Consider the following 25,673-nt stretch of genomic DNA (forward strand, 5'->3'; position numbering starts at 1 on the left):
CTAAAAATATAATCCAGCCCTTCAACCACCTTGCTTAAATAGGAATCCAAATGGCATTAGCTTCTCTTTTCACCTTGCTGGACGACATCGCTTCTGTGCTCGACGATGTGGCGTTGATGACCAAAGTTGCCGCCAAAAAAACCGCAGGAGTGGTAGGCGACGATTTGGCGTTGAATGCCAACCAAGTAACGGGCGCGGCGGCGGAGCGGGAAATTCCGATTGTGTGGGAAGTGGCGAAAGGCTCGTTCATCAACAAGCTTATCCTGATTCCGATTGCGCTGTTGCTGGCGGCGTTTGCCCCCAAATGGATTACGCCCCTGCTGATGGTGGGCGGCGCATATTTGTGTTTTGAAGGCGCGGAAAAGCTGCTGCACAAATTTTTGCCGCACCATCAGCACTCTGGCGATGAAGTGATAACCGATTCATTAAATTCGGAAAAAGACAAAATACGCGGCGCGATTCGCACCGATTTTATTTTGTCGGCAGAGATTGTGATTTTGGCGTTGGGCGCGATTGACAGCATCGGCAATGCGACCATGCTGGGCAAAGTGCTGGCGTTGTCGCTGGTGGGCGTGGGGATGACGGTTGCCGTGTATGGCTTGGTGGCGATGATTGTGAAAACCGATGATTTCGGCTTTTATCTGATGCGCAAACCGAGCAAAATCATGTGGTGGCTGGGCAAAGGCTTGGTGCGGGTTGTGCCTTGGCTGATGCGCGGTTTGAGCGTGGCGGGCACGCTGGCGATGTTCCTTGTGGGCGGCGGCATTTTTATGCACAACGTCGCTTGGCTGCATCATTTTCAATGGAACAATTTTTCGGCGGATACGGGCTTCACCATCGGCGTGGGCATGGCGGTGGGCGCGCTGGCGTGTGCGCTAGTGTTGCCGTTGAGCAAAATGCTGGGCAAGCGGCATTGAGGTAGCCTGAAAATCAGTAAAGCCAAAACGAAAACCCCCGATATCGGGGGCTTTTTCATGCTAGAATGCGCAGGTTTTTTTGGGCGCAAGCCTGATTAACTTCACAACTTTATTTAAAGGACATCTCAATCATGACAGATAAACTGATTTTGGTATTGAACTGTGGCTCATCATCGCTCAAAGGCGCGGTATTAAACAACGACAACGGCGATGTGTTGATGACGTGCTTGGCAGAAAAAATGGGCTTGCCCGATGCCTACATCACATTCAAAGTAAACGGCGAAAAAGAGCGCGTGGAATTGGCACACGCGCCCAACCACACGGGCGCGGTGGAAGCCTTGTTGGCAGAATTGAAAAAATTGGGGCTGTATGAAAAAGTCGGCGCAATCGGTCATCGCGTGGTGAGCGGCGGCGAACTGTATAGCGACTCTGTTTTGATTACAGACGAAGTGATTGCAGGCATTGAAAAATGTATCCCACTCGCTCCATTGCACAACCCCGCGCACTTGCTCGGTATCCACGCCGCGCGCAAATATTTCGTAGGCTTGCCCAATGTTGCCGTGTTTGACACCGCATTCCACCAAACCATGCCCGAACACGCCTATATCTACGCCATTCCGCGCAAATACTACACCGATTTGGGCTTGCGCCGTTATGGCGCGCACGGCACCAGCTACCGCTTTGTAGCCGAAGAAGCCGCACGCTTTATGGGCAAAGACAGCAGTAACCTGAAACTGGTGATCGCCCACTTGGGCAACGGCGCATCCATCGCTGCCGTGCGCAATGGCAAATGTATGGACACCAGCATGGGTTTAACCCCATTGGAAGGCTTGGTAATGGGCACCCGCTCTGGCGACATTGACCCCAGCGTGTTCTCATTCTTGGCAAACAACGCAGGCATGAACATCCAACAAATTACCGATATGTTGAACAAAGAAAGCGGCTTGCTGGGCATTTCAGGCTTGTCTAACGACTGCCGCACCATTGAAGAAAACGCCGAACAAGGACACGCAGGCGCAGTATTGGCGTTGGAAATTTTCTCCTACCGCTTGGCTAAATACATCGCTGCCATGGCAGTTGCCGCAGGCGGCTTGGATGCGGTGGTGTTCACTGGCGGCATCGGCGAAAACTCCAACACCATCCGCGAAAAAGTATTGACATACTGCGCGTTCTTGGGCTTGAAAGCCGACCACGAGCGCAACCTCGCCGCACGTTTCGGCAATGGTGGCTACATCACCGCCGAAAACAGCCCCGTGACTGGCGTAGTCATCCCCACCAACGAAGAATTGATGATTGCACACGACACCGCGCGTTTGTCTGGCTTGTAATTTAATCACGCCGTTGCTAGCATAATTAAGGCAGCCTGAAATTTAGTTTTCAGGCTGCCTTTGTTTATGCGCAATTTATGCGCAAACTATTCTAGTTTTATTACAAAAATCGGGGCAAAGGGAGTATGATTGCACACCGTAATCCATTGTAAACAACGATAGAAAGAGAAAAATATGCAAAACACGCAATTTGACACTCCCGAATACCTTGCCAAAGTAGATGCTTGGTGGCGCGCTGCCAACTACATTTCCGCCGCGCAAATGTATTTAAAAGACAACCCATTGCTCAAAAAACCGCTCACTGCCAACGATGTTAAAGCGCACCCCATTGGGCATTGGGGAACGGTACCGGGGCAAAATTTCATCTATGCCCACTTAAACCGCGCCATCAACAAATACGATGTAGATATGTTCTACATTGAAGGGCCAGGGCATGGCGGGCAAGTGATGGTGTCCAATTCCTATCTTGACCACAGCTACACCGACATCTATCCCGAAATCACGCAAGACGAAGCAGGGCTGAAAAAGCTGTGCAAAATTTTCTCATTCCCTGGCGGCATCGCTTCGCACGCCGCGCCTGAAACCCCTGGTTCTATCCACGAGGGCGGCGAATTGGGCTACGCCTTGTCGCACGCATTTGGCGCGGTGTTGGATAACCCCAACATCATCGCCGCTGCCGTGATTGGCGATGGCGAAGCGGAAACTGGACCTTTGTGCGCAGGCTGGTTTGGCAACACCTTTATCAACCCTGTAAACGATGGCGCAGTATTGCCGATTTTGTATTTAAACGGCGGCAAAATCCACAACCCCACCATTTTGGCGCGTAAAACCGATGCCGAATTAACCCAATATTTCAACGGCATGGGCTGGGAGCCGATTTTTGTGGAAGTGAGCGACCCCGCCCATAGCCACGCCATCATGGCGCAAAAATTAGACGAAGCCGTTGAACGCATTTTGGCGATTTGGCAAGATGCACGCAGCCGCAGCGCAAACGATGCCACCATGCCCCGTTGGCCCGTGTTGGTGGCACGCATTCCCAAAGGCTGGACTGGGCCGAAAACATGGAACGGCGAGCCGATTGAAGGCGGTTTCCGCGCCCACCAAGTGCCGATTCCCACCAATTCACACGATATGAGCACCGCCGATGCGCTGGAAGCATGGCTGCGCAGCTATCGCCCCGAAGAATTGTTTGACGACAACGGCCGCTTTTTAGACAAATGGCGCGAAATTTCGCCCAAAGGCGCAAAACGGATGTCGGTGCACCCGATTACCAATGGTGGCGTTGCGCCCAAGGCTTTGGTGATGCCCGATTGGACGAAACACGCGCTAAAAATTGGCACTCCTGGTAGCCAAGATGCGCAAGATATGATTGAGTGCGGACGCTTGATGGCGGATGTGATTACCGCCAACCCCGATAATTTCCGCATCTTTGGCCCAGACGAAACCAAATCCAACCGCTTGAACGAAGTGTTTAAAGTAACCAACCGTCAATGGCTGGGCGTGCGCGATGCGGCGTATGACGAATGGATTGCGCCTGTTGGGCGTGTGATTGATTCGCAGCTGTCTGAACACCAAGCCGAGGGCTTTTTGGAAGGCTACGTTTTAACGGGGCGGCATGGCTTTTTTGCCAGCTACGAATCGTTCTTGCGCGTGGTAGATTCTATGATTACCCAGCATTTCAAATGGTTGCGCAAATGCAAAACCCACGCGCCTTGGCGCAAGGATTATCCATCGCTGAACTTGATTGCCACTTCCACCGTGTTCCAGCAAGACCACAATGGCTACACCCACCAAGACCCCGGCTTGCTCACCCATTTGGCAGAGAAAAAGCCCGAATTTGTGCGCGAATATTTGCCCGCCGATGCCAACACGCTGTTGGCGGTGATGAGTGAAGCCTTAACTTCGCGCGACCGCATCAATTTAATCGTGTCGTCTAAACACTTGCGCCCGCAGTTTTACAGCGCGGACGAAGCCAAAGAATTGGTGCGCGAGGGCTACAAAATCATCGAATGGGCATCCACTTGCCACGATGGCGAGCCTGATGTGGTGATTGCGGCGGCGGGCACAGAGCCAAACATGGAAGCGTTGGCGGCGATTAACGTGTTGCACAAACACTATCCCGAAATGAAAATCCGCTTTATCAACGTGGTGGACATTTTGAAACTGCGCCACCCCAGCATAGACCCGCGCGGTTTGAGCGATGAGGCGTTTGACGCGCTGTTTACGCGCGACAAACCCGTTGTATTCTGCTTCCACGGCTATGAAAACATGGTGCGCGACATTTTCTTCCCGCGCCACAACCGCAATGTGCGCATTCACGGCTACCGCGAAAACGGCGACATCACCACGCCGTTTGATATGCGCGTGTTGTCGGAAATGGACCGATTCCACGTTGCCAAGGATGCCGCGCAAGCCGTTTACGGCGAAAAAGCAGCGGATTTTGCCAACAAAATGGATGAAACCATCCAGTTCCACCGCAGCTATATCCGCGAACACGGCAAGGATATTCCCGAAGTGGCGGAATGGAAATGGCAGCCGTTGGCTAAATAAGGCAGCCTGAAAAAGAGTAGGCAGCCTGAAAATGCTTGAATGCGTTTTCAGGCTGCCTTTGGTTTGGACGAAGGGTTTGCAATAAAGGTTTTAATTATTGTTGTTGTTTATTAGTAGGTCGGACATTTATGCCCGACAAATACTCACGCATTTATCTTAATACGCTAAATTTAAAAACGTCGGGCATAAATGCCCGACCTACTTAGGTTTTGGCAAAGGTTTCAGGCTGCCTATATCGCTGCCAACACCAAAGGCAACCTGAAACCAGTACCCCCAGTTTCAGGCTGCCTTTTATTCACCGCGCAACAATCAAATATCCAACACCAGCCGTGCAGGGTCTTCCAGCAATTCTTTAATCGTAACCAGCGTGAGCACGGCTTCGCGCCCGTCGATAATGCGGTGGTCATACGACAGCGCGAGATACATCATCGGGCGCACCACGATTTCGCCGTTTTCCACCACCGCGCGCTCTTTGGTGGCGTGCATGCCCAAAATGGCGGATTGCGGCGGGTTGATAATCGGCGTGGACATCATCGAGCCGAACGTGCCGCCGTTGGTGATGCTGAACGTGCCGCCTGTCAAATCTTCAATCGCAATTTTGCCGTCTTTGGCTTTTGCCGCGTAATCGGCGATGGCGCGTTCAATGTCGGCGATGCTCATTTGGTCGGCGTCGCGCAAAATGGGCACAACCAGGCCGCGCGGGCTGCCGATGGCGATGCCGATGTCAAAATAGCCATGATAAACAATATCTTTGCCGTCCACCGATGCGTTCACCACGGGGTATTTTTTCAGCGCGGCAACGGCGGCTTTCACAAAGAACGACATAAAACCCAGCTTCACGCCGTATGTTTTTTCAAATTTGTCTTTGTATTTGGCGCGCAAATCCATTACAGGCTTCATGTTGACTTCGTTAAACGTGGTCAAAATGGCGTTTTGCGCTTGCGATTCCAGCAAACGTTCCGCCACCCGCGCGCGCAAACGGCTCATCGGCACGTGCTGTTCAAAGCGTTCGCCCGCAGGCAGTGCGGCAGCCTGAAAGGCAGGGGCGGCTTTGGGCGCGGCAGGCACGTTTTGCACGTCTTCTTTCAACACGCGGCCGCCACGCCCCGAGCCTTGGATTTGGCTCACGTCCACGCCTTTTTCGGCGGCGAGTTTGGCGGCGGCGGGCATGGCAACGCCCGTTTGGCTGTTAGACGCTGGCGCAGCAGAGGCAGCCTGAATTTCGGCAGGCGCGGCTTGCGCGGCAACGGCTGCAGTATCAATTTTGGCGAGCAGTTGCTGCGTGGTAACGGTTTCGCCGTCTTGCACCACAATCTCCACCAACACGCCCGCTTGCGGCGCAGGTACTTCCAGCACCACTTTATCGGTTTCAATGTCTACCAGCGTTTCATCGCGGGCAACGCTTTCGCCCACTTTTTTATACCATTTGAGCAAGGTGCCCTCGGTGATGCTTTCGGCAAATACGGGTACGTTTACTTCAACAATCATGATTTGTCTCCAATGGGGTTTAGTTTCACTCTTGGGCAGCCTGAAAACGGGAAAATGGCTTTCAGGCTGCCGTGTGTTTGTGCGAATAAGGGTTGGGGCGGGGCAACCGTTTTCAGGCTGCCTCAAACAGCACCGTCAATCCGGCTTCAACGCATCCTCAACCAACTGCTTCAACTGCGCCGCGTGCAGGCTGCCGTAGCCCACCGCAGGCGACGAGCTGGACGGACGCGCGGCAACCCGCCAATGCGTGTGCGGCGACACGCGCTCCAAGCGATGACGGATTTGATACCACGCGCCTTGGTTTTTCGGCTCTTCCTGCGCCCACATCAGCTGCGCGTTGGGGTATTTTGCCAACTCGGCGGCCAATTCGGGATACGGCATCGGATAAAGCTGTTCCAGCCGCACGATGGCGATGTCGTTGTCCACGCCGCGCTCGGCGCGTCCCGCCAGCAAGTCGTAATACACTTGCCCCGCGCATACAATCACGCGTTTCACCTTGCCGTTGTCGCGCGCCAAGCCGTCGCCAATCACGGGGCGGAACGCCGTGCCTTCCACAAAATGCGCCAGCGGGCTGGTGGAATCTTTAAACCGCAGCAGGCGTTTGGACATAAAAATCACCAACGGCTTGCGGTAAGCGCGCAGCGTTTGGCGGCGCAAAATGTGGAACATCTGCGCGGCTTCGCTGGGCATAATCACCTGCATATTTTCTTCGGAACACAGTTGCAGCCAGCGCTCCAACCGCCCCGACGAATGCTCGGGCCCTTGCCCGTCGTAGCCATGCGGCAGGATAACGGTTAAGCCGCATATCCGCCCCCATTTGGTTTCGCCCGACGAGATAAACTGGTCAATCGCCACTTGCGCGCCGTTGGCGAAATCGCCGAACTGCGCTTCCCAAATGGTGAGCTGCTCGGGCGCGGAGCAAGCGTGCCCGTATTCATACGCCAACACCGCTTCTTCGTTCAAAATGCTGTCAATCACGGTGAACGGCGCTTGGTTTTCAGCCATGTGTTCCAGCGGCGTGTAAATGCCCAAGTCGTGTTTTTGCCGTTGCGTGTCGTGCAACACGGCGTGGCGATGCGAGAACGTGCCGCGCCCCGAATCTTCGCCCGAAATGCGCACGGGCGTGCCGTTGGTAACCATGCTGGCGTAGGCAATGGTTTCTGCCATGCCCCAATCCAGCGGCTGCTCGCCTTTTGCCATCGCTTTGCGCTGCTCAATCACGCGCTTGGCGGTGTTGTGCAAGCCAAAATTTTCGGGCACGGCGGTGAATTTTTCGGTTAAACGCGCGATGTCGGCAGCGGACAGCCCTGTTTCCACAGGCTCGCGCCAATCTTTGCCTTGGTATTTGCTCCAATCCACGCGGTATTTGTTTTCGTAATCGGTTAAGCGGGTGAGTTCAACGTGTTCACCCTTGTCCAAAGCTTCGCGGTAGGCGGTTACAAAGCCATCGGCTTGTTCTGCTGTGAGCACGCCTTCGTTAACCAATTTTTCGGCATACAGCGCACGCGTGCCAGGGTGTTTGGCGATGGCGCGATACATCAATGGCTGAGTTAGGGTGGGGTCGTCGCCTTCGTTGTGCCCCAGCTTGCGGAAGCACACGATGTCAACAACCACGTCTTTATGGAAGGTGTGGCGATAGTCTAAGGCAGCCTGAATCACATAGCACACGGCTTCGGGGTCGTCGCCGTTTACATGGAAAATCGGCGCTTCCACCATTTTGGCGATGTCGGTGCAATACACGGCAGAGCGCGTGTCGCGGGTGTCGGATGTGGTGAAGCCGATTTGGTTGTTGATTACGATGTGTACCGTGCCGCCTGTGCCGTAGCCGCGTGTGCGCGATAGGTTAAACGTGGCTTGGTTCACGCCCAAGCCGATAAAGGCGCTGTCGCCGTGAATCAACACGGGCAACACTTGCTCTGCGCCTTTTTCGCCACGGCGGCGTTGTTTGGCGCGGGCAGAGCCTTCCACCACGGGGTTCACAATTTCCAGATGCGAAGGGTTGAAGGCTAGGGTAACGTGTACCGCGCCGTGCGGCGTGGCGATGTCGGAGCTGAAACCGTTGTGGTATTTCACATCGCCACTGGGGAATTTGATGTCTTGCTTGCCTTCAAATTCGGCAAACAAATCGGCAGGTTTTTTGCCCAAGGCATTAACCAACACGTTTAAGCGCCCACGATGCGCCATGCCGATGATGATTTCTTCTACGCCGTCTTTGCTGGCGTTTTGGATGAGATAGTTTAAGCCTGCAATCGCGCTTTCGCCGCCTTCCACTGAAAAGCGTTTTTGCCCAACGTATTTGGTGTGCAAATAGCGTTCCAGCGTTTCGGCGGCGGTGATTTGTTTGAGAAGATAGCGTTTTTCGTCTGCGCTGAAATGCGGAGTGGATAAATCGCCTTCAAAGCGTTGGCGTATCCATAGGCGTTCTTTCAGGCTGCCGATGTGCATGTATTCCACGCCGATGTGTTGGCAATAGGTGCGTTGTAGTTTGTTGATGATTTCGGATAGCGGCATTTTGCCCGCATCGCCCACAGAAAAATCGCCATCGCCCAGCCCAAATTGCACCGCCATATCGGCGTTGGTTAAGCCGTGTTCTTCGGGTTGCAGGCCTTGCACGGGGCGGGGATGGCGCAGTTTTAACGGGTCTAAATCGGCGGCATCCGAGCCTTGAATGCGGTAGGCAGTCATCAGGCGCAGCACGGCGATTTGTTTTTTCAGCAATTCTTCGTCCAAGCCTTTGGCGGCGTTGGTGGCGGTGCGGTGTTGCCGGGCAAGCTGCACGAAAGATTCTTGGATGGGATGGTGGGCAACGTCTTTTTCGCTGTCGCCCGTGGCGGCAAGGTCGGCGAAATAGCGTTGCCATGTTTCTTCAACGGATTGGGGGTTGTCGAGATAGGATTCGTAGAGTTCTTCGATATAGGGCGCGTTTGAACCGAATAAGTAGGAGAAATTGTGGGCTTCTTTCATGGCACATTATTCCTTTGGGGCAGGGGTGGTGGTTTTAGCTTCGCTGAACAGCGTTTCAGGCTGCCTATGCCTGCTGCGGGCTATTGTAATGTTTTTTTGTGAAGTTATGTAAGGGGATGTAGTTTTTTTTGTAAATAGTGTTGGGGTTTTTGATAAATGGTTTAACGCAATTTGTGCTGCGGTGTTTTTTGATGGCTGCTTGATTTGCGGTTTTGCCTTATGTATGCTGCCTGTGTCCGTTTGTTTTAGACGGCTTAAACGGCATGCTTTTCAGGCTGCCTTTTTACTTTTGGAGAGGGATAATGAAAATATCGGTGATTTTGGCGCATCCGTATGACGGCAGTTTTAATGCTGCGGTTGCAGAAACTGTTGTAAACACTTTGCAACGCAAGGGGCATGAAGTGTGGTTTCATCATTTGTACCGCGAGCAGTTCAACCCGATTATGCCCGCGCAGGAATTGGCAAGCGATGCCACAGATGATGCGCTTGTGCGCTTGCATCAAGAAGAAATCCGCCAAGCAGACGGCATTGTTATCGTGCATCCCAATTGGTGGGGGCAGCCGCCTGCCATTTTGACGGGCTGGGTGGATAGGGTGTTGCGGGAAAATGTGGCGTATGCTTTTCCGGAGGGCGACAATGGCGGCGGTTTGCCATTGGGTTTGCTCAAAGCAAAAGCGGCGTTGGTGTTTAATACGTCTAACACGCCGCCGGAGCGGGAAAACGAAGTGTTTGGCGACCCTTTGCAACGCTTGTGGCGTGATTGCATTTTCGCTTTTTGCGGCGTAAACGTGTTTGACCGCTTGATGTTTCGCGTGATTGCCGACAGCAGCGAAGCGGAACGAAAAACATGGTTGCAACAGGCAGAAGCATTGGTTGAGCAATATTTTGCATAATCCGCTTGAATGCTGTTTTCAGGCTGCCGTATCTGCCAAAGGCAGCCTGAAAAGCCGAAACCCTTTCCCCGGCATGAACTTTCCCAGTAAAATGCGCTCTTTCATAAAGGACATACCATGTATAACTACCAATCCGACACCACGCAATTTTTAAACGAATTCATTGAACAACACCCCGAAGAAGCCAAGCAACGCCTGAAAAACCGCCATTTGTTGTGGGACGTAGAACTCAATGCCGATGAACAAAAAGCCTTTGCCGAAGCGCGCATCGCCAAAAAACCTTACACCTATCAAGCCGATTAAGCCAGAGGCAGCCTGAAAACCCCATCTGCGCCCAATATGACCGTTCACGCCCCCCCGTTCTCCCCCGATTTACTCGCCTATCTGCGCCAAATCAGCGAACCCGAACACCCCATTCTCGCGCAAATCCGCGCCCACACCGAAGCGCACCGCTTGGGCAAAATGGCCATCGCCCCCGAGCAAGCCGCCTTGCTCGCATGGCTCGCACGGCTGATGCGCGTAGAAAATTATCTGGAAATCGGCACGTTCACCGGATACAGCAGCACCGCCATCGCGCTTGCCCTGCCCGAGCACGCACGGCTCACCTGCTGCGACATCAACGTAACCCACACCGCCATCGCCCGGCAACACTGGCAGCGCGCAGGCATCGCCCACAAAATCACGCTGCACCTGCAACCCGCCATCATCACGCTGGACGAACTCATCGCCCAAGGCAAGGCAGGCAGCTACGACATGATATTCATCGATGCCGACAAGCCGCCCACCCCGCATTACTACGAACGCAGCCTGAAACTCGTCCGCAGCGGCGGCATCATCGCCATAGACAATTTGCTGCTGGGCGGGCGCATCATCCAACCCACCAACGAACGCAGCCCCGCTAGCCAAGCCATCCTGCAAACCTTCAACGCTAGCCTGCCCCGCGATAACCGCATCATCCCGCTCACGCTGCCCTTGGGGGATGGTTTAACTCTGTTGTTGAAAAAATAGCCTGAAAACGAATAAAGTGAGTTTCGGCGAAGCCAAAACGCCCAATTCCATTTTCAGGCTGCCTCAACCTATCCGCCCATAAGGCAGCCTGAAAATAATAAATACAGGTTCTGAAAACTGGCACACCACTTGCAACACGCTAAATCTATCCCTCAACCCGAAAGCACACCATGACCACCGAACCCCAAACCCAAAACGAAACCGACCTCAACCACGCCGCCCAAGACGAAGCCCTAACCGCCTACCAAAACGGCGACTACGCCACTGCGCTCGCCGCATGGCAACCACTCGCCGATGCAGGCGACGCCCAAGCCCAGTTCAACCTCGCCATCATGTACCACAACGGGCAAGGCACCGAACCCGATGCCGCCAAAGCCCTCGCCTACTGCACACTCGCCGCCGACAACGACATCCCCCCCGCCCAACACTATCTCGGCTACCTGCTGATGGACGAAGAAATCGGCACGCCCGACCCCGAAAAAGCCGCCCGCTACTGGCAACGCGCCGCCGAACACGGCATCGACGACGCCCAATACCAACTCGGCTCACTCTACACCCAAGGCATCGGCGTGCCACAAGACACCGACACCGCCGCCGATTGGTACGAAGCCGCCGCCCTGCAAGGGCACGCCCCCGCCCAATACAACCTCGGCGTACTCTACGCCAACGCAGGGCAATACACCCACGCACGGCACTGGTGGAACAAAGCCCAAGCCCAAAACAATCCCGATGCCCAAGCCGCCCTCGCCAAACTAAACGAAATGGGCTTATAACCCCCAGCCAAAGGCAGCCTGAAAAGCCATTACACAGTTTTCAGGCTGCCCCATCAATTTTCAACCAAGCCATTCTCGCGCGTTGCGCCGCGCACCACGCCCCGCAGCCCAAACCTTTCTTGTAATTCACAAACCCATTTTCAGGCTGCCTCAACCCAAGGACAACCCATGTCGCATAAACTCTACCCCAAACCCACCCCCAGCCAACGCATCAAACTCGCCTTGCACTATCTCACCCCCCAACACACGCTCACCCGCCTAGCAGGCTGGGTAGCAAACCAACAATGGGGCGGCGCAACCCACTTCATCATCAAACAATTTGCCCGCGCCTACAAAATCAACTGGCAAGAAGCCGCTCAGCCCAACCCCAGCGACTACCCCACCTTCAACCAATTCTTCACCCGCGCCCTAAAAGACGGCGTACGCCCCATTGTTGCAGACGAAAAACAAATCGCCCTGCCAGCCGACGGGAGCGTGAGCCAAAGCGGCGCCATCCAAGCCAACCAACTGCTGCAAGCCAAAGGACACAGCTTCACGCTGGAAGACCTGCTCGCAGGCGACGAAGCCCTAGCCGCCCAATTTGCCAACGGCACATTCATCACCACCTACCTTTCCCCCCGCGACTACCACCGCGTGCACATGCCCTGCGCCGCCACCTTGCGCCAAATGATTTACGTCCCCGGCGAACTTTATTCCGTGAACCCCTTTCTCGCTCAACACATCCCCAACCTTTTTGCCCGCAACGAGCGCGTAATTTGCGTATTTGACACCGCATTTGGCAAAATGGTGCAAATTCTTGTTGGCGCAACCATCACCGCCAGCATCCGCACCACATGGGCAGGCATCATCAACCCACCGCGCAGCGAAACCGTGCGCACGTGGGATTACCCCACCGACGGCGAGCAAGCCATCCGCTTCAACAAAGGCGACGAAATGGGCGCATTCTTGCTCGGCTCAACCGTTATTAACCTTTTCCCACACAACGCCATCACGCTGGATGAGCGTTTACAAGAAAACGCCGAAACACGCGTCGGCGAATTGCTGGGCACGGTGAATTAAACGTTTTCAGCGAGTTAAATGTTTTCAGGCTGCCTTTCGCGTTGTATGAAAGGCAGCCTGAAAATGGAATGGCGACAGCATGGCTTGTCGCGCAATAGTTGTTGTTGCGATTTAATCAGCCGCGTGGTTCGCCAAACAAAATATCAGCAAGCAATTAAACATTGCAGTAGCGTTTTCAGGCTGCCTTACAAGCAACACAATAGGCAGCCTGAAAACCAAATTGATGCAATACCCCGATAAAACGCACGAGTAGGCTTGAATCTGATTCAGCGTTTATCCAGCCCATTGGGTTACCAGCCCCAGAGCAGTTATCAAGCGATGCCTACACAAAACGCCCCCGATAGACTCAGGGGCGTTTTTTTATGCGCTCAACTGGGTGCGGAGCCTAAATCTTACACGCCCCGCCCACGCAATCATCATCTTGCAAATCCGATTGCCTATCATCCGCGCCATCGCGTGTGTTGTGGTAATACAGCGTTTTCACGCCGTATTTATACGCCGAAAGCAAATCTTTCAGCATCTGATTCATCGGCACGCGCCCGCCCTCAAAGCGTTTGGGGTCGTAGCTGGTGTTGGCGGAAATGGCTTGGTCGATAAATTTTTGCATCACGCCCACCAGTTTCAAATAGCCGTCGTTGCCGCCCATTTGCCACAGCGTTTCGTATTGGTTTTTCAAGCGTTCAAACTCGGGCACGACTTGTTTCAGGATGCCGTCTTTGGATTGCTTAATCGTTACCAAGCCGCGCGGCGGCTCAATGCCGTTGGTGGCGTTGGCGATTTGGCTGCTGGTTTCGCTGGGCATCAATGCACTTAACGTACTGTTGCGCAAGCCATATTTAACAATATCGGCGCGCAAGGCTTCCCAGTCGTAATGCAAAGGCTCGTTACAGAATTTGTCCAAATCGGCTTTGTAGGTGTCAATCGGCAAGATGCCTTGGGAATAGGTGGTTTCGTTGAACAGCGGGCATGCGCCGTATTCTTTGGCCAGGTTCACCGAGGCTTTGAGCAAATAATATTGCATGGCTTCAAAGGTTCGGTGGGTTAAGTCGATTGCGCTGCCGTCGCTGTATTTCACGCCGTTTTTCGCCAAATAATAAGAGTAGTTAATCACGCCCACGCCTAGCGTGCGGCGGTTCATGGTCGCTTTTTTGGCGGCGGGGATGGGGTAGTCTTGATAATCCAGCAGCGCATCTAGGGCGCGGACGGTCAAATCTGCCAAGTTTTCAAATTCGTCCAAGTTTTCCAATGCGCCGAGATTAAACGCCGATAGCGTGCACAAGGCGATTTCGCCGTTTTCATCGTTGATGTTGTTCAGCGGCTTAGTGGGCAGGGCGATTTCCAAGCATAGGTTGGATTGGCGCACGGGCGCGACTTTCGGGTCAAACGGGCTGTGCGTGTTGCAATGATCCACGTTTTGCACATAGATGCGCCCCGTGCCCGCGCGCTCTTGCATCAGCATGGAGAACAAATCTGCCGCGCTGATGGTTTCTTTGCGGATGCTGGGGTCGTTTTCGTATTGGGTGTACAGGCGCTCGAATTCGTCTTGGTCGGCGAAAAAGGCTTCGTATAGCCCTGGGGTTTCGTGGGGCGAGAACAGGGTGATGTTGCCGCCTTTAATCAGCCGCGTGTACATCAATTTGTTGATTTGCACGCCATAATCCAGTTGGCGGATGCGGTTTTCTTCCACGCCGCGATTGTTTTTTAGCACCAGCAGGCTTTGCACTTCAATGTGCCACAGCGGGTAGAACAGCGTTGCCGCGCCGCCGCGCACGCCGCCTTGCGAACAGGATTTCACGGCAGCCTGAAACATTTTGAAAAACGGAATGCAGCCGGTGTGCTGCGCTTCGCCGCCGCGGATTTCGCTGCCCAAGCCGCGAATGCGCCCCGCGTTGATGCCGATGCCCGCGCGTTGGGAAACGTATTTCACGATGGATGAAGTGGTGGCGTTGATGCTGTCTAGGCTGTCGTCGCATTCAATCAACACGCAGCTGGAAAATTGGCGCGTGGGCGTGCGCACGCCGCTCATAATCGGCGTGGGCAAGGAAATTTTGAATTGGGAAACGGCATCGTAAAAGCGTTTCACATAATCCAAGCGCGTGTTTTTGGGGTATTTGGCAAACAAACACATCGCCACCAAAATATACAAAAATTGCGGACTTTCAAAGATTTGGCGCGTTACGCGGTTTTGTACCAAATATTTGCCTTCCATTTGTTTTACGGCGGCGTAGGAAAAGGTTAAATCGCGCTCGTGGTCAATATAGCCGTTGATTTCGTTGTATTCGGCTTCGGTGTAGTCTTGCAGCAGATGCGCGTCGTATTTGCCCAACGCCACCATTTTTTGCACATGGGCAAACAGGTGCGGTGGCGCATATTCGCCGTAGGCAATTTTACGCAGGTGGAAAATGGCGAGACGCGCAGCAAGATATTGATAATCGGGCGTTTCTTCGGAGATTAAATCGGCGGCAGATTTGATGATGGTTTCGTGGATGTCGTCGGTGCGGATGCCGTTGTAGAACTGGATGTGCGATTTCAGCTCCACTTGCGACACGGACACGTTGTCCAAGCCTTCGGCCGCCCACGTTACGACCTTGTGGATTTTGTCCAAATTGATGGGTTCCAGCCGCCCGTCGCGCTTGGTTACTTGCATGTTGCCGGTCATGTGTGCGTCTCCCTATGAAAATGCAAAATGCCGAGTTTATATTCGGCATTTCTTGGGGGTTTTTGAGTGGGCAAATTTTACGAATTTTCAGACTGTTTGCATAGCTTGACAAAAATTCTCACATTGTAATTATTTGTTTTATATTGTGATAATGGTGATTTGCTTGATTGGGGCAGAATAGGGCAATTATCCACAAACAATGTATTTTGAATGGGTTATTCGCGTTTTCAGGCTGCCTGAAAACGGCGGATGTAACAAAAAAGACAAACGAAAATGTCCGAGGCAGCCTGAAAATGCAAATTTGCCATTTTGTGCTGTTTTGGGCGTGCGGACGGCAGAAAGATGGCAAGTTGGGGCGGGGGAGGGCAGGGGCGTTTTCAGGCTGCCGCGATGTGCGCGAGGGGTAGATTGTTGCGGATTATTTGTATGGCGCATTTTTCCAATGCGATTTCTCAAACGCCCGCTTTGCCCAATAAAGCAGCCTGAAACGTTTTATAATCACGCTTTTTCAGGCTGCTCCATCAGCCCAATCAACAAGGAAACCCGATGCCACACGCCTACATCCGCCAAATCGCCCAAGCTACCAAAGCCGCGTTCTACCAAATCGCCCAAGCCGACAGCGCCGCCAAAAACGCCGCCCTGCTGCGCCTTGCCGATTTAATCCACGCCAACCAAGCCGCGCTGTTTGCCGCCAATCAACAAGACCTTGCCCACGGCAAACAAAAAGGCTTATCCGAAGCCATGCTGGATCGCCTAAAAATCACCGAAGGCAGCCTGAAAACCATGATAGAGGGCTTGCATCAAATCGCCGCGCTGCCCGACCCCGTGGGCGAAATGGACGAATTCCGCCTGCGCCCCAACGGTTTGCGTATCGGCAAAATGCGCGTGCCGCTGGGTGTCATCGGCATTATTTACGAATCGCGCCCTAATGTAACCGTGGATGCCGCTGCACTGTGCTTGAAATCGGGCAACGCCTGCATCTTGCGCGGCGGCAGCGAGGCATTTCACAGCAATATGGCGTTGGCAAAGCTTATCCAGCAGGCTTTGCGCGAAACGGGGCTGCCTGAAAACGCCATGTGCTTTGTGGAAAACACCAGCCGCGAAAGCGTGGGCGCGATGCTGCAACTGCCTGATTTAATTGACGTGATTATTCCGCGCGGCGGCAAATCGCTGGTGGCGCGCATCAGCGCGGAAGCCCGCGTGCCCGTTATCAAGCATCTGGACGGCATCTGCCACATTTATTTGGACGAAACCGCCGACGCGCAAAAAGCCGTCAACATCGTGTTCAACGCCAAAACCTCGCGCTGCGGCACGTGCAACACGGTGGAAACGCTGCTGGTGCATCAAAACCGCGCCGCCGATTTGCTGCCCGCCGTTGCCGCCAAGCTCGCCGAAAAGCAAGTGGAACTGCGCGGCTGCGAGCGCACACGCGCCGTGTTGCCCGATATTCAGGCTGCCTGCGATGAAGATTGGGACACCGAATACCTCGCACTGATTTTGTCCATCAAAATCGTGGACGATTTGAACGCCGCCATCGTCCACATCAACACGCACGGCAGCCACCACACCGACACCATCATCACGGAAAACTACACCCGCGCCAACCAGTTTTTGCGCGCGGTGGACAGCGCAAGCGTGATGGTCAATGCCTCCACGCGCTTTGCCGATGGCTTTGAATACGGCTTGGGCGCGGAAATTGGCATCTCCACCGACAAGATTCATGTGCGCGGCCCCGTGGGCTTGCATGGGCTGACTTCGCAAAAATGGGTGGTGCTGGGGGATGGGCAGGTAAGATAGATGGTTTTCAGGCTGCCTTGGGGGGATGAGGCAGCCTGAAACAGGGGTATTGCTCCGTTATTTGCTTAAACTGTTTTATTTTCAGGCTGCCTAATCATTCTTAATCAACAGGCAGCCTGAAACACTTGTTAATCCAACCAAATCTTCAACCCCGCCAATGCTAACGATGTCAAGCAAATATAAAATAGTGTTTTCCAAAACGGCTCATCTTCATCATCATTCCAAACATAATGCCACAGCAGCGCAATCAAGCCCTGCGCAAATACATACAAGAATGCCGCGCCAAATGTTTTCATATTTTGCCTTTCATAACCAAGCCGATTAGGCAGCCTGAAACTCCCGCCGCCCGCAAAATGATACAATCGCCGCTTTCATTTTATCGCAACCCATCATTGCCGCCCAAAGGAGTATTCCCATGTTATCCCGCAAAAAACTCTGTTTCGCCCTCGCCGCCGCGTTTGCCGCCAGCAGCGTTCAGGCTGCTGCTTTTAATGCCCAGCAATACGCCCAGCCGATAGCGTGGTTTCCGCGCAATGGGTGAACGCAGGCAAGCTGCCCAGCGACGACCAAGCCGCGTTCACAGGCGCATCCCGCGCCGCCGCTGATGTGGAATTTGGCGCACATTGCGTGGTGTCGGGCGAGTTGGAAAAGCGCACAGGCGCAGACGGCAAGCCGTATTACATTGGCTACCAAATGCGGCTGCCTGAAAACTGGAACGGCAAATTTCTGTTTCAAGGCGGTGGCGGCATGGATGGCTTCATCGCCCCCGCCGTTGGCGCAACGCCCGTGGCAGGCTCAACCGCCACGCCCGCGCTCAAACGCGGCTACGCCGTTGTCAGCATGGATGGCGGGCATCAAGGCGCGGGCGACGCATCGTTTGGCGCAGACCAGCAAGCGCGGCTCAATCTTGCCTACCAATCCACAGGCAAAGTAACCCAAGCCGCCAAGCTGCTTATCCGCCAAGCCTACCGCGCCGAGCCCAAACACAGCTATTTTATGGGCTGCTCCAACGGCGGGCGCGAAGCCATGCTTGCCGCCATGCGCTATCCCACCGAGTTTGATGGCGTGGTGGCGGGCAACCCAGGTTTTCGCCTATCACGCGCCGCCATCGCGCAATCATGGGACAACCAGCATTTTCAGGCTGCCGCGCCGAAAAACGCCCAAGGCGAACGCATTTTTGCCAACGCACTCACGCAACAAGATTTAGATGCCATCGCGCAAGGCGTGCTCAACCGTTGCGATAAAAGCGACGGCTTAAAAAACGCATCATCAACGCATGGGAAAGCTGCGATTTCAAACCCGAAATGGTGCAAAACCAAATCGGCAAAGATAAAGTGAAACTGCTGCACGCCATTTTTGATGGCGCAAAAACCAGCAAAGGCGAGCCCATTTACAGCGGCTGGTTTTACGATGCAGGCATCAACCAAGCAGGCTGGCGCGCTTGGAAACTGGGCGACTCGCAAACTGCGCAGCCCAACGCCCGCAACATCACACTGGGCGCAGCCAGCTTGCCCAGCTATTTTATGACCCCCTATCAACCGCAGCTCAGCACGTTTGATTTCAATTTTGACCGCGATGTCGCCAAAACCAACCAAATCGGCGCGTTAAACGATGCCACCAGCACCGACCTTTCCACCTTCCAAGCGCGCGGTGGCAAAATGATTGTTTTTGAAGGCGTATCCGACCCCGTGTTCTCCGCTGTGGACTTGCGCGATTGGTACAAACAGCTTTTGGCGGACACCCGAAACGCCCGCGACACCGTGCGCCTGTTTAACGTCCCCGGCATGACCCATTGCGGCGGCGGCAGCGCGTTAGACAATTTTGACCCGCTCACCGCGCTGGAACAATGGCACGACAGCGGCAAAGCCCCCGAATCCATGCGGGCAACAGGCAAAGCCTTCTCCGCCAAATCGCAACCGCTGTGCGCCTACCCCAAAGTGGCAACCTACACCCACGGCGATGTAAACCAAGCGGAAAGTTTTGTGTGCCGATAAGGACGCAAACCGTTTTCAAGCTGCCTCAATGCGTTTTGTCAAGGCAGCCTGAAAACATAAAACATCGCGCAAGCGCAAGCAACGGTAAACCGCCATCTTGCGTACCGCCATCCATCCGTTCACATCCCGCCCAACTCAAAGGCAGCCTGAAAACCATTCCCCCATGCCCCCCATTTCAGGCTGCCCATCTTTAACCACCCCCCAATCCACACCATGAAATCAGAAACCCAACAAGAATTTAAACGCGGCGCAAAAGACTGCATCCCCATCATGATAGGCATTGTTCCTTTCGGCTTGATTCTCGGCGCGCAAGCAGGGCAAAAAGGCATGAGCGTGCTGGAAACCACGCTGATGATGGGGCTGAACTTTGCCGGCGGCTCCGAATTTGCCGCCGTCGGCTTGTGGACATCGCCCTTGCCCGTGCTGCTCATCATCACCATGACCGCCATGATTAACAGCCGCCATATCCTAATGGGCGCCGCCCTTGTGCCGTATCTGCGCGATTTGCCGCTCAAAAAGCTGCTGCCCGCCTTGTTTGTGATGACAGACGAAAGCTGGGCAATGGGCATCGCCGATGCCAAACACCGCCAGCAAGCAGGCTTGCCCCCGTTTAGCTATCCGTATTACATGGGCACGGCCGTTGTGCTGTATGTGATGTGGGTGGGCTGCGGTTTACTTGGCTCGTCAATCGGGCCTTTGCTCGGCGACGTTTCCCGCTTCGGCTTCGGCATGGCGTTTCCCGCCGTGTTTTTGGTGCTCGTGCGCGGCATGTGGCGCGGTTTTCAGGCTGCCAAACCCTGGCTCATCAGCCTTGTTGTCGCCATTATTGTGTACGCCATTGCGCCCAACAGCGGCTGGTATGTCCCCGCAGGCACGCTAGCAGGGCTGCTCTTTGCCTACTTCGCCAATGGAGACGCCAAATGATTAGCTGGGCTTCGTTTTTCACCATCATCGGCATGCTCTGCGTAACCTATTCCACCCGCCTGCTCGGCTTTTTCTTGTTAAAAAACAAAACGCTCTCGCCGCGCATGGCACGCACGCTAGAAGCCGCGCCCGCCTGCGTATTGCTATCCGTTATCGCGCCGCATTTTATTTCCCACAAACCGCATGAACTCATCGCCCTTGCCGTAACCCTGTTTATGGCAGCGCGCTTTTCCATGCTGCCCACGGTAATCGTTGCCGTCGCCACATCGGGCATCTTAGGCTGGCTGATGGGGTAGGGCGCATTGGGACAGCCTGAAAACCCCATTCCCGCCAAAAAACGCATTCTCTCCACCAAAACGCGCATCGCAGCCACAAACCATTTGTATAACGTTTTCAGGCTGCCTAAAATCCCAGCTCAATCCATTTTCACCCCACAGCCATGACCATCCTAGACAACCTCATCACCCTAGCCCAAATCACAGGCAGCATAGACGTGCAATGCAGCTTCAACGGCGATTGGTATGTGCGCCACAGCAGCCAGCGCACCCAAGGCGTCGTGCACATCGTAACCCACGGCACAGGCTATCTAAAACTAGACAACGAAGCCCAAGCCCGCCAATTGCAAGCGGGCGACATCATCTTCTTCCCGCGCAACGCCGCCCACACGCTCAGCAGCCAAATCGGCTGCAACAACAGCCAACACGCCCCCAGCATCAGCCAGCAAGGCAGCATAACCCACAAGCAAACCAGCGCCAGCGCCAATGCCGCCCAGCTCAATCTATACTGCGCCCACTTCGCCTACGAAACCCACAACAGCCTGCTGCAAGGGCTGCCTGAAATCATCATTCTCAACACCCCACACAGCACCACCCAAGCCATCGTTAGCCTTTTGCAATACGAAATCAGCCAAAACGAACACAGCACAACCGCCGCCATCAACGCCCTGTCCACCGTATTACTCGTTCACATCCTGCGCACCTATTTAAGCCAAAACGAGCATCAAGCCCCCTTAACAGGCGTGCTCAACGGCTGGCGCGATCGCCGCCTGCGCAGCGTTGTGCAAGCCGTAACCCAAGAGCCCGGGCGCGACTGGCGCGTAGAAGAACTCGCCGAGCTCGCCAAACTCTCCCGCGCCCAGCTGATGCGCCTTTTCCGCAGCCAAATGCAAACCAGCCCCCACGCCTTCGTTAGCAGCATGCGCCTACAAAAAGCCGCCATGCTCCTGCGCAACAGCCAAAGCACCATCCTCGCCGTCGCCCTAGAATCAGGCTACCAATCCGAAACCCACTTTGGCAAAGTGTTCAAAAAACACTACGGCTGCACGCCCAAGCAATACCGCCAACAGCGCATCACCGCCGAAACGCTGAAAACAGAAGATTACAGCATTTGAATTTTCTTCATTACAACAACGCCAAAAGCGTTTTCAGGCTGCCTATCGTGATCACCAATAGGCAGCCTGAAAACGCTTTATTCAATTAAATCAAATGGTTTTATTCAAACCGTTTTCCCCAGCAACACAACATCCGCCAGCATCCCATCCAAATCGCACACCTCGGGCAGCCGCCCCCAAATCTCAAAGCCCAAGCCACGAAACAGCGCCATGCTCGCCGTGTTGTGCACAAAAATCACCGCAACCAATTTATGCACGCCTAACGCAGGCGCGCGCCGAATCATCTCGCCCAATAGCCATTTGCCCAAACCCGCCCCGCGATGTTGCGCGTGGATATAAATGCTTACTTCGGCGGTGCGATGGTATGCCGCACGCGGATAATAATCGCTTAGGCTCGCCCAAGCCATCAGGCAGCCTGAAACATCGCGCACCACATAAAGCGGACGATTCTCGCGCTGATGCGCCACAAACCAAGCCTCGCGTTCGGTAACGGAAACAGGCTGCAAATCCGCCGTAACTTGGCGCGAAGCAATGGTGCTGTTGTAAATTGCCACAATTTCGGGCAAATCTTCGCACTGCGCCAGCGACAGCGTGTAGTCCATCACGAAATACCCGTTTTCATTTTGGTTTCAGGCACTTCCGTTTGCTCATGCCAATCCACCTGCCCATCGTGCAAAATCGTCTGCATCATCGCCTGCGTTTCGCCATCCACCTCGCGCACCACGCTCATCACATTTTCATTGGTAAACAGCGGCAAGCTCGGGTCATACACTTCCGCCAAACGGTCAGACATATATCTATCCCGCGCAGCATAAAATTTGCTCAACTCACGCGCTTTTTCAGGCGGCATCCCCAGTTTTTCCAAAGCAATGCGCCCCGCGCGCACTGAAGAATCCGATAGCTCGCGGATAATGTAGCTCGCCCCCGCATGGCGCAAATCATAAGCATGCACACGGTCGTGCGCCCGCGCAATAATCGGCAGAGTAGGGTAGTGGCGGCGCACATATTCCACCACCGCGGTGGTGTCGCTTTTGCCGTCAATCGCCACAATCAGCAGCTTCGCGTGCGCCAAACCCGCCGAGCCGAGCAACTCAGGGTCGGTCGCGTCGCCGTAATACGATTTGATGCCCAGCTTCGCCAAGCCTTCCACCATCTCCGCGTGGTTATCAATCACCGTCGTGTGGTAGCCGCAAGCCGTCAGCATGCTGTTGATGTGCTGCCCAAACCGCCCATGCCCCAGCAAAATCACAGGATTAGCTTCGTCAATCGTATCGTTTTGACGGCTTTCCTCGTTTTCTTCCTTAATGGCACGCGGCGCAAAAATCTTTTCATAAACAATAAACAACAGCGGCGTTAGCACCATCGACAACGCCACCACCAAATTAATGCGGTCCAACACCGTTTTCGGCAAAACATGGTTCGCCTGCGCAATCGACAGCAACACGAAACCAAATTCCCCCGCCTGCGCCAAACTCAGCGCAAACAGTTTGGTCGCCAATGAAGGCAGCCTGAAAATCTTAGCCAGCAGCCACAGCACCGCAGCCTTCACCAGCAGCAAAGCCAATGTCATCCCAATAATCGGGAAAAACTTGCTTTGCAAAATCGCAAAATTCATCCCCGCGCCCACCGTGATAAAAAACAGCCCCAAGAAAATCCCCTTAAACGGCTCCAAACGGCTTTCCATTTCGTGCCGATAAGTGCTGTTTGCCAGCGTAACCCCCGCCACAAAAGCCCCCAGCGCAGGCGACAAGCCCACCAGCGACATCAGCGTGGCAATGCCCACCACCAAAAGCAGCGTGAACACCGTAAACATCTCGCGCACACGACTTTTGATGATGATGCGAAACATAAACGGCACCACATAACGCACCGCCAGCACAATCAGCAAAATCGCCGCTACGCTCACAATCGCCACAATCCAACCGGGCTGATGCGCCAACAAATTGCCAGCCGTATGCCCGCCTTCCCCTTTTTTCGCAATGCCCGAAGTCGCCAAAAGCGGCATCAACGCCAGCATCGGAATCGCCGCCACGTCTTGAAACAACAACACCGCAAACCCAGCTTGCCCACCAGCCGTTTGCATCAACTGCTTCTCGTTATACGTTTGCAACACAATCGCCGTGGACGACAACGCCAAAATACAGCCCACCGCCACGCCAATTTGCCATTTATAGCCCAAAGCCATAGAGATGCCCGTAATCGCCGCCACCGTCAGCACCACTTGCAAGCCACCCAACCCCAGCAATTTATGCCGCAGTTGCCACAACATTTTTGGCGCAAGCTCCAAGCCCACCAAAAACAGCATCATTACCACACCAAATTCTGCAACATGTTGAATAGATTCCGCTTCCTTGCCAACAAAATGTAAAACAGGACCTATTAACATTCCCGCCATTAAGTAGCCCAACACAGAGCCCAAGCCCAATTTTTGCGAGATTAAAACCGCTCCCACAGCAAACGAAAGATAAATAAAAGCATAAAGAAGAAGCGCAGTCATGCGGGCTGTCCTTAAATAGTGATGTGGTTAAAATGAGAACACAAAGAAAACGCGGAGAACTTGGTTTGTTTGTGTTTGCAGCCAGAAAAAAAGAATTGGCGCAATTTGTTACCAAGTACCTAGATTTTACACAATTTTCTTGCAAAAAGATAGGTTTCAGGCAGCCTGAAAAGGACAGAATTGCGTAAGGAAAATGTAAAGATAATTTCCAAACCAAATATTTAACATAATATACATTATTGGAACTTACATACTCATCAAAATTTGCAAAAAAACTCTTTAACTCATTGCGAAATAATGATATATTCTCTTTCTATTTTCGCGCGGCAAGTTTATTGGTTGGCGCATCACCTTTTTTCTTTTTAATTCACTGCAACTAAATCTTTTGGAATACAAAATCTTATGGCAATTTTGAAATTTGGCAAAACCATTTGTATCACGTCATTATTGAGCTTGGGCTTGATGAGTAATGCTTATGCGGTTGATGATGAGGATGTTTTGGGGCAATTTTTGGAACAAAAATTCGCAACGCAACAAGTTCAAAATAATGTTCCTCTGCAAACGGCGGAATATGATCCGCTGGCGGCTTATATGCAGCCTTCTGTCAATTTTAATGCTGCGCCTGTTAATGCTGTTCACACCAACACGATTCAATATCAGGCGGCACAGGCTGGTCCTATGCTTAAAGCGCAATCTGCGTTGATTATGAATGCGAAAACTGGGCAAGTTTTGTATCAGAAAAATATGAGCAGCGTGCGTTCGATTGCTTCCATTTCTAAATTGATGTCGGCAATGGTGTTGCTGGATGCGCATTTGGATATGAATGAGCAAATTACGATTACCGAAGCGGAAATTGACCGTTTGAAGGGCACCGGCAGCCGTTTATCGGTGGGTACGACGCTAACGCGCGCGCAACTGTTGCACTTGGGGTTGATGAGCAGTGAAAACCGTGCGATTCATGCACTGGCGCGGACTTACCCCGGCGGCATGTCGGCGTTTGTGGCGGCGATGAACGCCAAGGCACGCAGTTTGGGAATGGCGAACAGTCGTTTTTATGAGCCGACCGGTTTAGACCCACGCAATGTTTCCACTGCGCTGGAACTGGGCAAAATGGTGCAAGCGGCAAGCCATTATGCGAAGATTCGCGAATTGACGACTTCCAATTATGGTCAGGCTTATACCAGCAATGGTAAGTTGCAGCAGTATAAAAACACGAATGTTTTGGTGCGCGAGGGTTTGATGAATATCACGCTGCAAAAAACGGGCTACATCCGCGAGGCGGGGCGTTCCATGGTGCTGCAAGCGAAAATGGGGCAAACGCCTGTTGTGATTGTGGTGCTAGGGTCGGCAACTTCCGCCAGCCGCGCCAGCGATGCGCGTTCTTTGGGCAACATCGCGCAGATGACGTTGTAATGCTGTGAACAAGATAAAA

General features: G+C 53.6%; 21 protein-coding genes and 1 pseudogene. 16 read left to right on the plus strand and 6 right to left on the minus strand.

Features of this window, described 5'->3' with window-relative positions; genetic code table 11:
- Window positions 1-50: 50 nt before the first annotated feature.
- From H3L93_RS05355 to H3L93_RS05365, 3 genes are all read left to right on the plus strand, one after another.
- The gene (locus H3L93_RS05355) at window positions 51-917 is read left to right on the plus strand and encodes a DUF808 domain-containing protein (RefSeq protein WP_003795660.1); all 867 of its coding nucleotides are present in this window, start codon (window positions 51-53) and stop codon (window positions 915-917) included.
- A 131-nt stretch (window positions 918-1,048) separates the two neighbouring features.
- Complete coding sequence (locus tag H3L93_RS05360) at window positions 1,049-2,245, plus strand: acetate kinase (protein WP_003795658.1); 1,197 nt, start codon at window positions 1,049-1,051, stop codon at window positions 2,243-2,245.
- A gap of 174 nt (window positions 2,246-2,419) precedes the next feature.
- Window positions 2,420-4,795: a phosphoketolase family protein gene (locus tag H3L93_RS05365; RefSeq protein WP_003795656.1), complete on the plus strand. Its 2,376-nt coding sequence runs from the start codon at window positions 2,420-2,422 to the stop codon at window positions 4,793-4,795.
- A gap of 309 nt (window positions 4,796-5,104) precedes the next feature.
- On the opposite strand, the gene odhB is transcribed toward H3L93_RS05365, so the two are convergent.
- Both odhB and H3L93_RS05375 read right to left on the minus strand, forming a co-directional pair.
- The gene (odhB, locus tag H3L93_RS05370; RefSeq protein ID WP_003795654.1) at window positions 5,105-6,283 is read right to left on the minus strand and encodes a 2-oxoglutarate dehydrogenase complex dihydrolipoyllysine-residue succinyltransferase; all 1,179 of its coding nucleotides are present in this window, start codon (window positions 6,281-6,283) and stop codon (window positions 5,105-5,107) included.
- Between the two features lie 135 nt (window positions 6,284-6,418).
- Window positions 6,419-9,247, minus strand: coding sequence for a 2-oxoglutarate dehydrogenase E1 component (locus H3L93_RS05375; RefSeq protein WP_003795652.1), 2,829 nt, complete (start codon window positions 9,245-9,247; stop codon window positions 6,419-6,421).
- Between the two features lie 302 nt (window positions 9,248-9,549).
- On the opposite strand from H3L93_RS05375, the gene H3L93_RS05380 reads away from it, so the two are divergent.
- From H3L93_RS05380 to asd, 5 genes are all read left to right on the plus strand, one after another.
- Window positions 9,550-10,140, plus strand: coding sequence for an NAD(P)H-dependent oxidoreductase (locus H3L93_RS05380; protein ID WP_040558197.1), 591 nt, complete (start codon window positions 9,550-9,552; stop codon window positions 10,138-10,140).
- Window positions 10,141-10,257: 117 nt separating this feature from the next.
- Window positions 10,258-10,443 carry a DUF3460 family protein gene (locus tag H3L93_RS05385; protein WP_003795650.1) on the plus strand — a complete coding sequence of 62 codons (186 nt, stop codon included), beginning with the start codon at window positions 10,258-10,260 and terminating at the stop codon, window positions 10,441-10,443.
- Window positions 10,444-10,479: 36 nt separating this feature from the next.
- Window positions 10,480-11,148 (plus strand): class I SAM-dependent methyltransferase, encoded by a 669-nt coding sequence (locus tag H3L93_RS05390; protein ID WP_003795647.1) that lies wholly within the window; start codon window positions 10,480-10,482, stop codon window positions 11,146-11,148.
- Window positions 11,149-11,318: 170 nt separating this feature from the next.
- Window positions 11,319-11,921: a tetratricopeptide repeat protein gene (locus H3L93_RS05395; RefSeq protein ID WP_003795643.1), complete on the plus strand. Its 603-nt coding sequence runs from the start codon at window positions 11,319-11,321 to the stop codon at window positions 11,919-11,921.
- 168 nt (window positions 11,922-12,089) lie between these two features.
- Entirely contained in the window at window positions 12,090-12,980 is an 891-nt protein-coding gene (gene asd, locus H3L93_RS05400) for an archaetidylserine decarboxylase (protein WP_003795641.1), read from the plus strand.
- Between the two features lie 385 nt (window positions 12,981-13,365).
- Here the strand turns inward: asd and nrdA are convergent, their stop codons facing one another.
- Window positions 13,366-15,639, minus strand: coding sequence for a class 1a ribonucleoside-diphosphate reductase subunit alpha (nrdA, locus tag H3L93_RS05405; protein ID WP_003795638.1), 2,274 nt, complete (start codon window positions 15,637-15,639; stop codon window positions 13,366-13,368).
- Window positions 15,640-15,845: 206 nt separating this feature from the next.
- On the opposite strand from nrdA, the gene H3L93_RS05410 reads away from it, so the two are divergent.
- Both H3L93_RS05410 and H3L93_RS05415 read left to right on the plus strand, forming a co-directional pair.
- Window positions 15,846-16,046 (plus strand): hypothetical protein, encoded by a 201-nt coding sequence (locus H3L93_RS05410; RefSeq protein ID WP_003795634.1) that lies wholly within the window; start codon window positions 15,846-15,848, stop codon window positions 16,044-16,046.
- Between the two features lie 139 nt (window positions 16,047-16,185).
- Window positions 16,186-17,436, plus strand: coding sequence for a glutamate-5-semialdehyde dehydrogenase (locus H3L93_RS05415; protein WP_003795631.1), 1,251 nt, complete (start codon window positions 16,186-16,188; stop codon window positions 17,434-17,436).
- A gap of 128 nt (window positions 17,437-17,564) precedes the next feature.
- Here H3L93_RS05415 and H3L93_RS05420 read toward each other — a convergent pair whose 3' ends face one another.
- A complete protein-coding gene (locus H3L93_RS05420; protein ID WP_003795628.1) occupies window positions 17,565-17,732 on the minus strand; it encodes a hypothetical protein in 168 nt (55 codons plus the stop codon).
- A gap of 119 nt (window positions 17,733-17,851) precedes the next feature.
- On the opposite strand from H3L93_RS05420, the gene H3L93_RS13315 reads away from it, so the two are divergent.
- The 5 genes and pseudogenes from H3L93_RS13315 to H3L93_RS05440 all read left to right on the plus strand — a co-directional run bounded on the left by H3L93_RS13315 (window position 17,852) and on the right by H3L93_RS05440 (window position 21,744).
- Window positions 17,852-17,977, plus strand: a complete 126-nt coding sequence (locus tag H3L93_RS13315) for a hypothetical protein (protein ID WP_003795626.1) — start codon at window positions 17,852-17,854, stop codon at window positions 17,975-17,977.
- 152 nt (window positions 17,978-18,129) lie between these two features.
- Window positions 18,130-19,430 (plus strand): annotated as a pseudogene (locus H3L93_RS13485) (tannase/feruloyl esterase family alpha/beta hydrolase).
- 213 nt (window positions 19,431-19,643) lie between these two features.
- Entirely contained in the window at window positions 19,644-20,354 is a 711-nt protein-coding gene (locus tag H3L93_RS05430; protein ID WP_003795618.1) for an AzlC family ABC transporter permease, read from the plus strand.
- On the plus strand, window positions 20,351-20,650 hold the full coding sequence (locus H3L93_RS05435; protein ID WP_003795615.1) for an AzlD family protein: 300 nt from the start codon (window positions 20,351-20,353) through the stop codon (window positions 20,648-20,650). Before H3L93_RS05430 ends, H3L93_RS05435 begins: the two co-directional genes overlap by 4 nt.
- 143 nt (window positions 20,651-20,793) lie before the next feature.
- Window positions 20,794-21,744, plus strand: a complete 951-nt coding sequence (locus H3L93_RS05440; protein ID WP_003795612.1) for a cupin domain-containing protein — start codon at window positions 20,794-20,796, stop codon at window positions 21,742-21,744.
- A 104-nt stretch (window positions 21,745-21,848) separates the two neighbouring features.
- On the opposite strand, the gene H3L93_RS05445 is transcribed toward H3L93_RS05440, so the two are convergent.
- Together H3L93_RS05445 and H3L93_RS05450 are read right to left on the minus strand one after the other, a co-directional pair.
- Complete coding sequence (locus tag H3L93_RS05445; protein WP_003795610.1) at window positions 21,849-22,346, minus strand: GNAT family N-acetyltransferase; 498 nt, start codon at window positions 22,344-22,346, stop codon at window positions 21,849-21,851.
- A complete protein-coding gene (locus tag H3L93_RS05450; protein ID WP_003795607.1) occupies window positions 22,346-24,241 on the minus strand; it encodes a monovalent cation:proton antiporter-2 (CPA2) family protein in 1,896 nt (631 codons plus the stop codon). Before H3L93_RS05450 ends, H3L93_RS05445 begins: the two co-directional genes overlap by 1 nt.
- A gap of 402 nt (window positions 24,242-24,643) precedes the next feature.
- Here H3L93_RS05450 and H3L93_RS05455 point away from each other — a divergent pair, with 402 nt between their 5' ends.
- Window positions 24,644-25,654 (plus strand): D-alanyl-D-alanine carboxypeptidase family protein, encoded by a 1,011-nt coding sequence (locus H3L93_RS05455; protein ID WP_003795603.1) that lies wholly within the window; start codon window positions 24,644-24,646, stop codon window positions 25,652-25,654.
- Window positions 25,655-25,673 lie beyond the last annotated feature (19 nt).

The sequence above is a fragment of the Kingella oralis genome (assembly GCF_014054985.1).
GTDB lineage: Bacteria > Pseudomonadota > Gammaproteobacteria > Burkholderiales > Neisseriaceae > Kingella_B > Kingella_B oralis.

Bases quoted from the DNA above. Each gene is read 5' to 3' on its own strand.
- H3L93_RS13315 (WP_003795626.1), top strand. From the start codon at position 17,852: ATGTTATCCCGCAAAAAACTCTGTTTCGCCCTCGCCGCCGCGTTTGCC.
- H3L93_RS05360 (WP_003795658.1), top strand. From the start codon at position 1,049: ATGACAGATAAACTGATTTTGGTATTGAACTGTGGCTCATCATCGCTC.
- H3L93_RS05355 (WP_003795660.1), top strand. From the start codon at position 51: ATGGCATTAGCTTCTCTTTTCACCTTGCTGGACGACATCGCTTCTGTG.
- H3L93_RS05450 (WP_003795607.1), bottom strand. From the start codon at position 24,241: ATGACTGCGCTTCTTCTTTATGCTTTTATTTATCTTTCGTTTGCTGTG.
- H3L93_RS05455 (WP_003795603.1), top strand. From the start codon at position 24,644: ATGGCAATTTTGAAATTTGGCAAAACCATTTGTATCACGTCATTATTG.
- H3L93_RS05385 (WP_003795650.1), top strand. From the start codon at position 10,258: ATGTATAACTACCAATCCGACACCACGCAATTTTTAAACGAATTCATT.
- H3L93_RS05395 (WP_003795643.1), top strand. From the start codon at position 11,319: ATGACCACCGAACCCCAAACCCAAAACGAAACCGACCTCAACCACGCC.
- nrdA (WP_003795638.1), bottom strand. From the start codon at position 15,639: ATGACCGGCAACATGCAAGTAACCAAGCGCGACGGGCGGCTGGAACCC.
- H3L93_RS05390 (WP_003795647.1), top strand. From the start codon at position 10,480: ATGACCGTTCACGCCCCCCCGTTCTCCCCCGATTTACTCGCCTATCTG.
- H3L93_RS05365 (WP_003795656.1), top strand. From the start codon at position 2,420: ATGCAAAACACGCAATTTGACACTCCCGAATACCTTGCCAAAGTAGAT.
- odhB (WP_003795654.1), bottom strand. From the start codon at position 6,283: ATGATTGTTGAAGTAAACGTACCCGTATTTGCCGAAAGCATCACCGAG.
- H3L93_RS05375 (WP_003795652.1), bottom strand. From the start codon at position 9,247: ATGAAAGAAGCCCACAATTTCTCCTACTTATTCGGTTCAAACGCGCCC.
- H3L93_RS05440 (WP_003795612.1), top strand. From the start codon at position 20,794: ATGACCATCCTAGACAACCTCATCACCCTAGCCCAAATCACAGGCAGC.
- H3L93_RS05435 (WP_003795615.1), top strand. From the start codon at position 20,351: ATGATTAGCTGGGCTTCGTTTTTCACCATCATCGGCATGCTCTGCGTA.
- H3L93_RS05420 (WP_003795628.1), bottom strand. From the start codon at position 17,732: ATGAAAACATTTGGCGCGGCATTCTTGTATGTATTTGCGCAGGGCTTG.
- H3L93_RS05430 (WP_003795618.1), top strand. From the start codon at position 19,644: ATGAAATCAGAAACCCAACAAGAATTTAAACGCGGCGCAAAAGACTGC.
- H3L93_RS05415 (WP_003795631.1), top strand. From the start codon at position 16,186: ATGCCACACGCCTACATCCGCCAAATCGCCCAAGCTACCAAAGCCGCG.
- H3L93_RS05445 (WP_003795610.1), bottom strand. From the start codon at position 22,346: ATGGACTACACGCTGTCGCTGGCGCAGTGCGAAGATTTGCCCGAAATT.
- asd (WP_003795641.1), top strand. From the start codon at position 12,090: ATGTCGCATAAACTCTACCCCAAACCCACCCCCAGCCAACGCATCAAA.
- H3L93_RS05380 (WP_040558197.1), top strand. From the start codon at position 9,550: ATGAAAATATCGGTGATTTTGGCGCATCCGTATGACGGCAGTTTTAAT.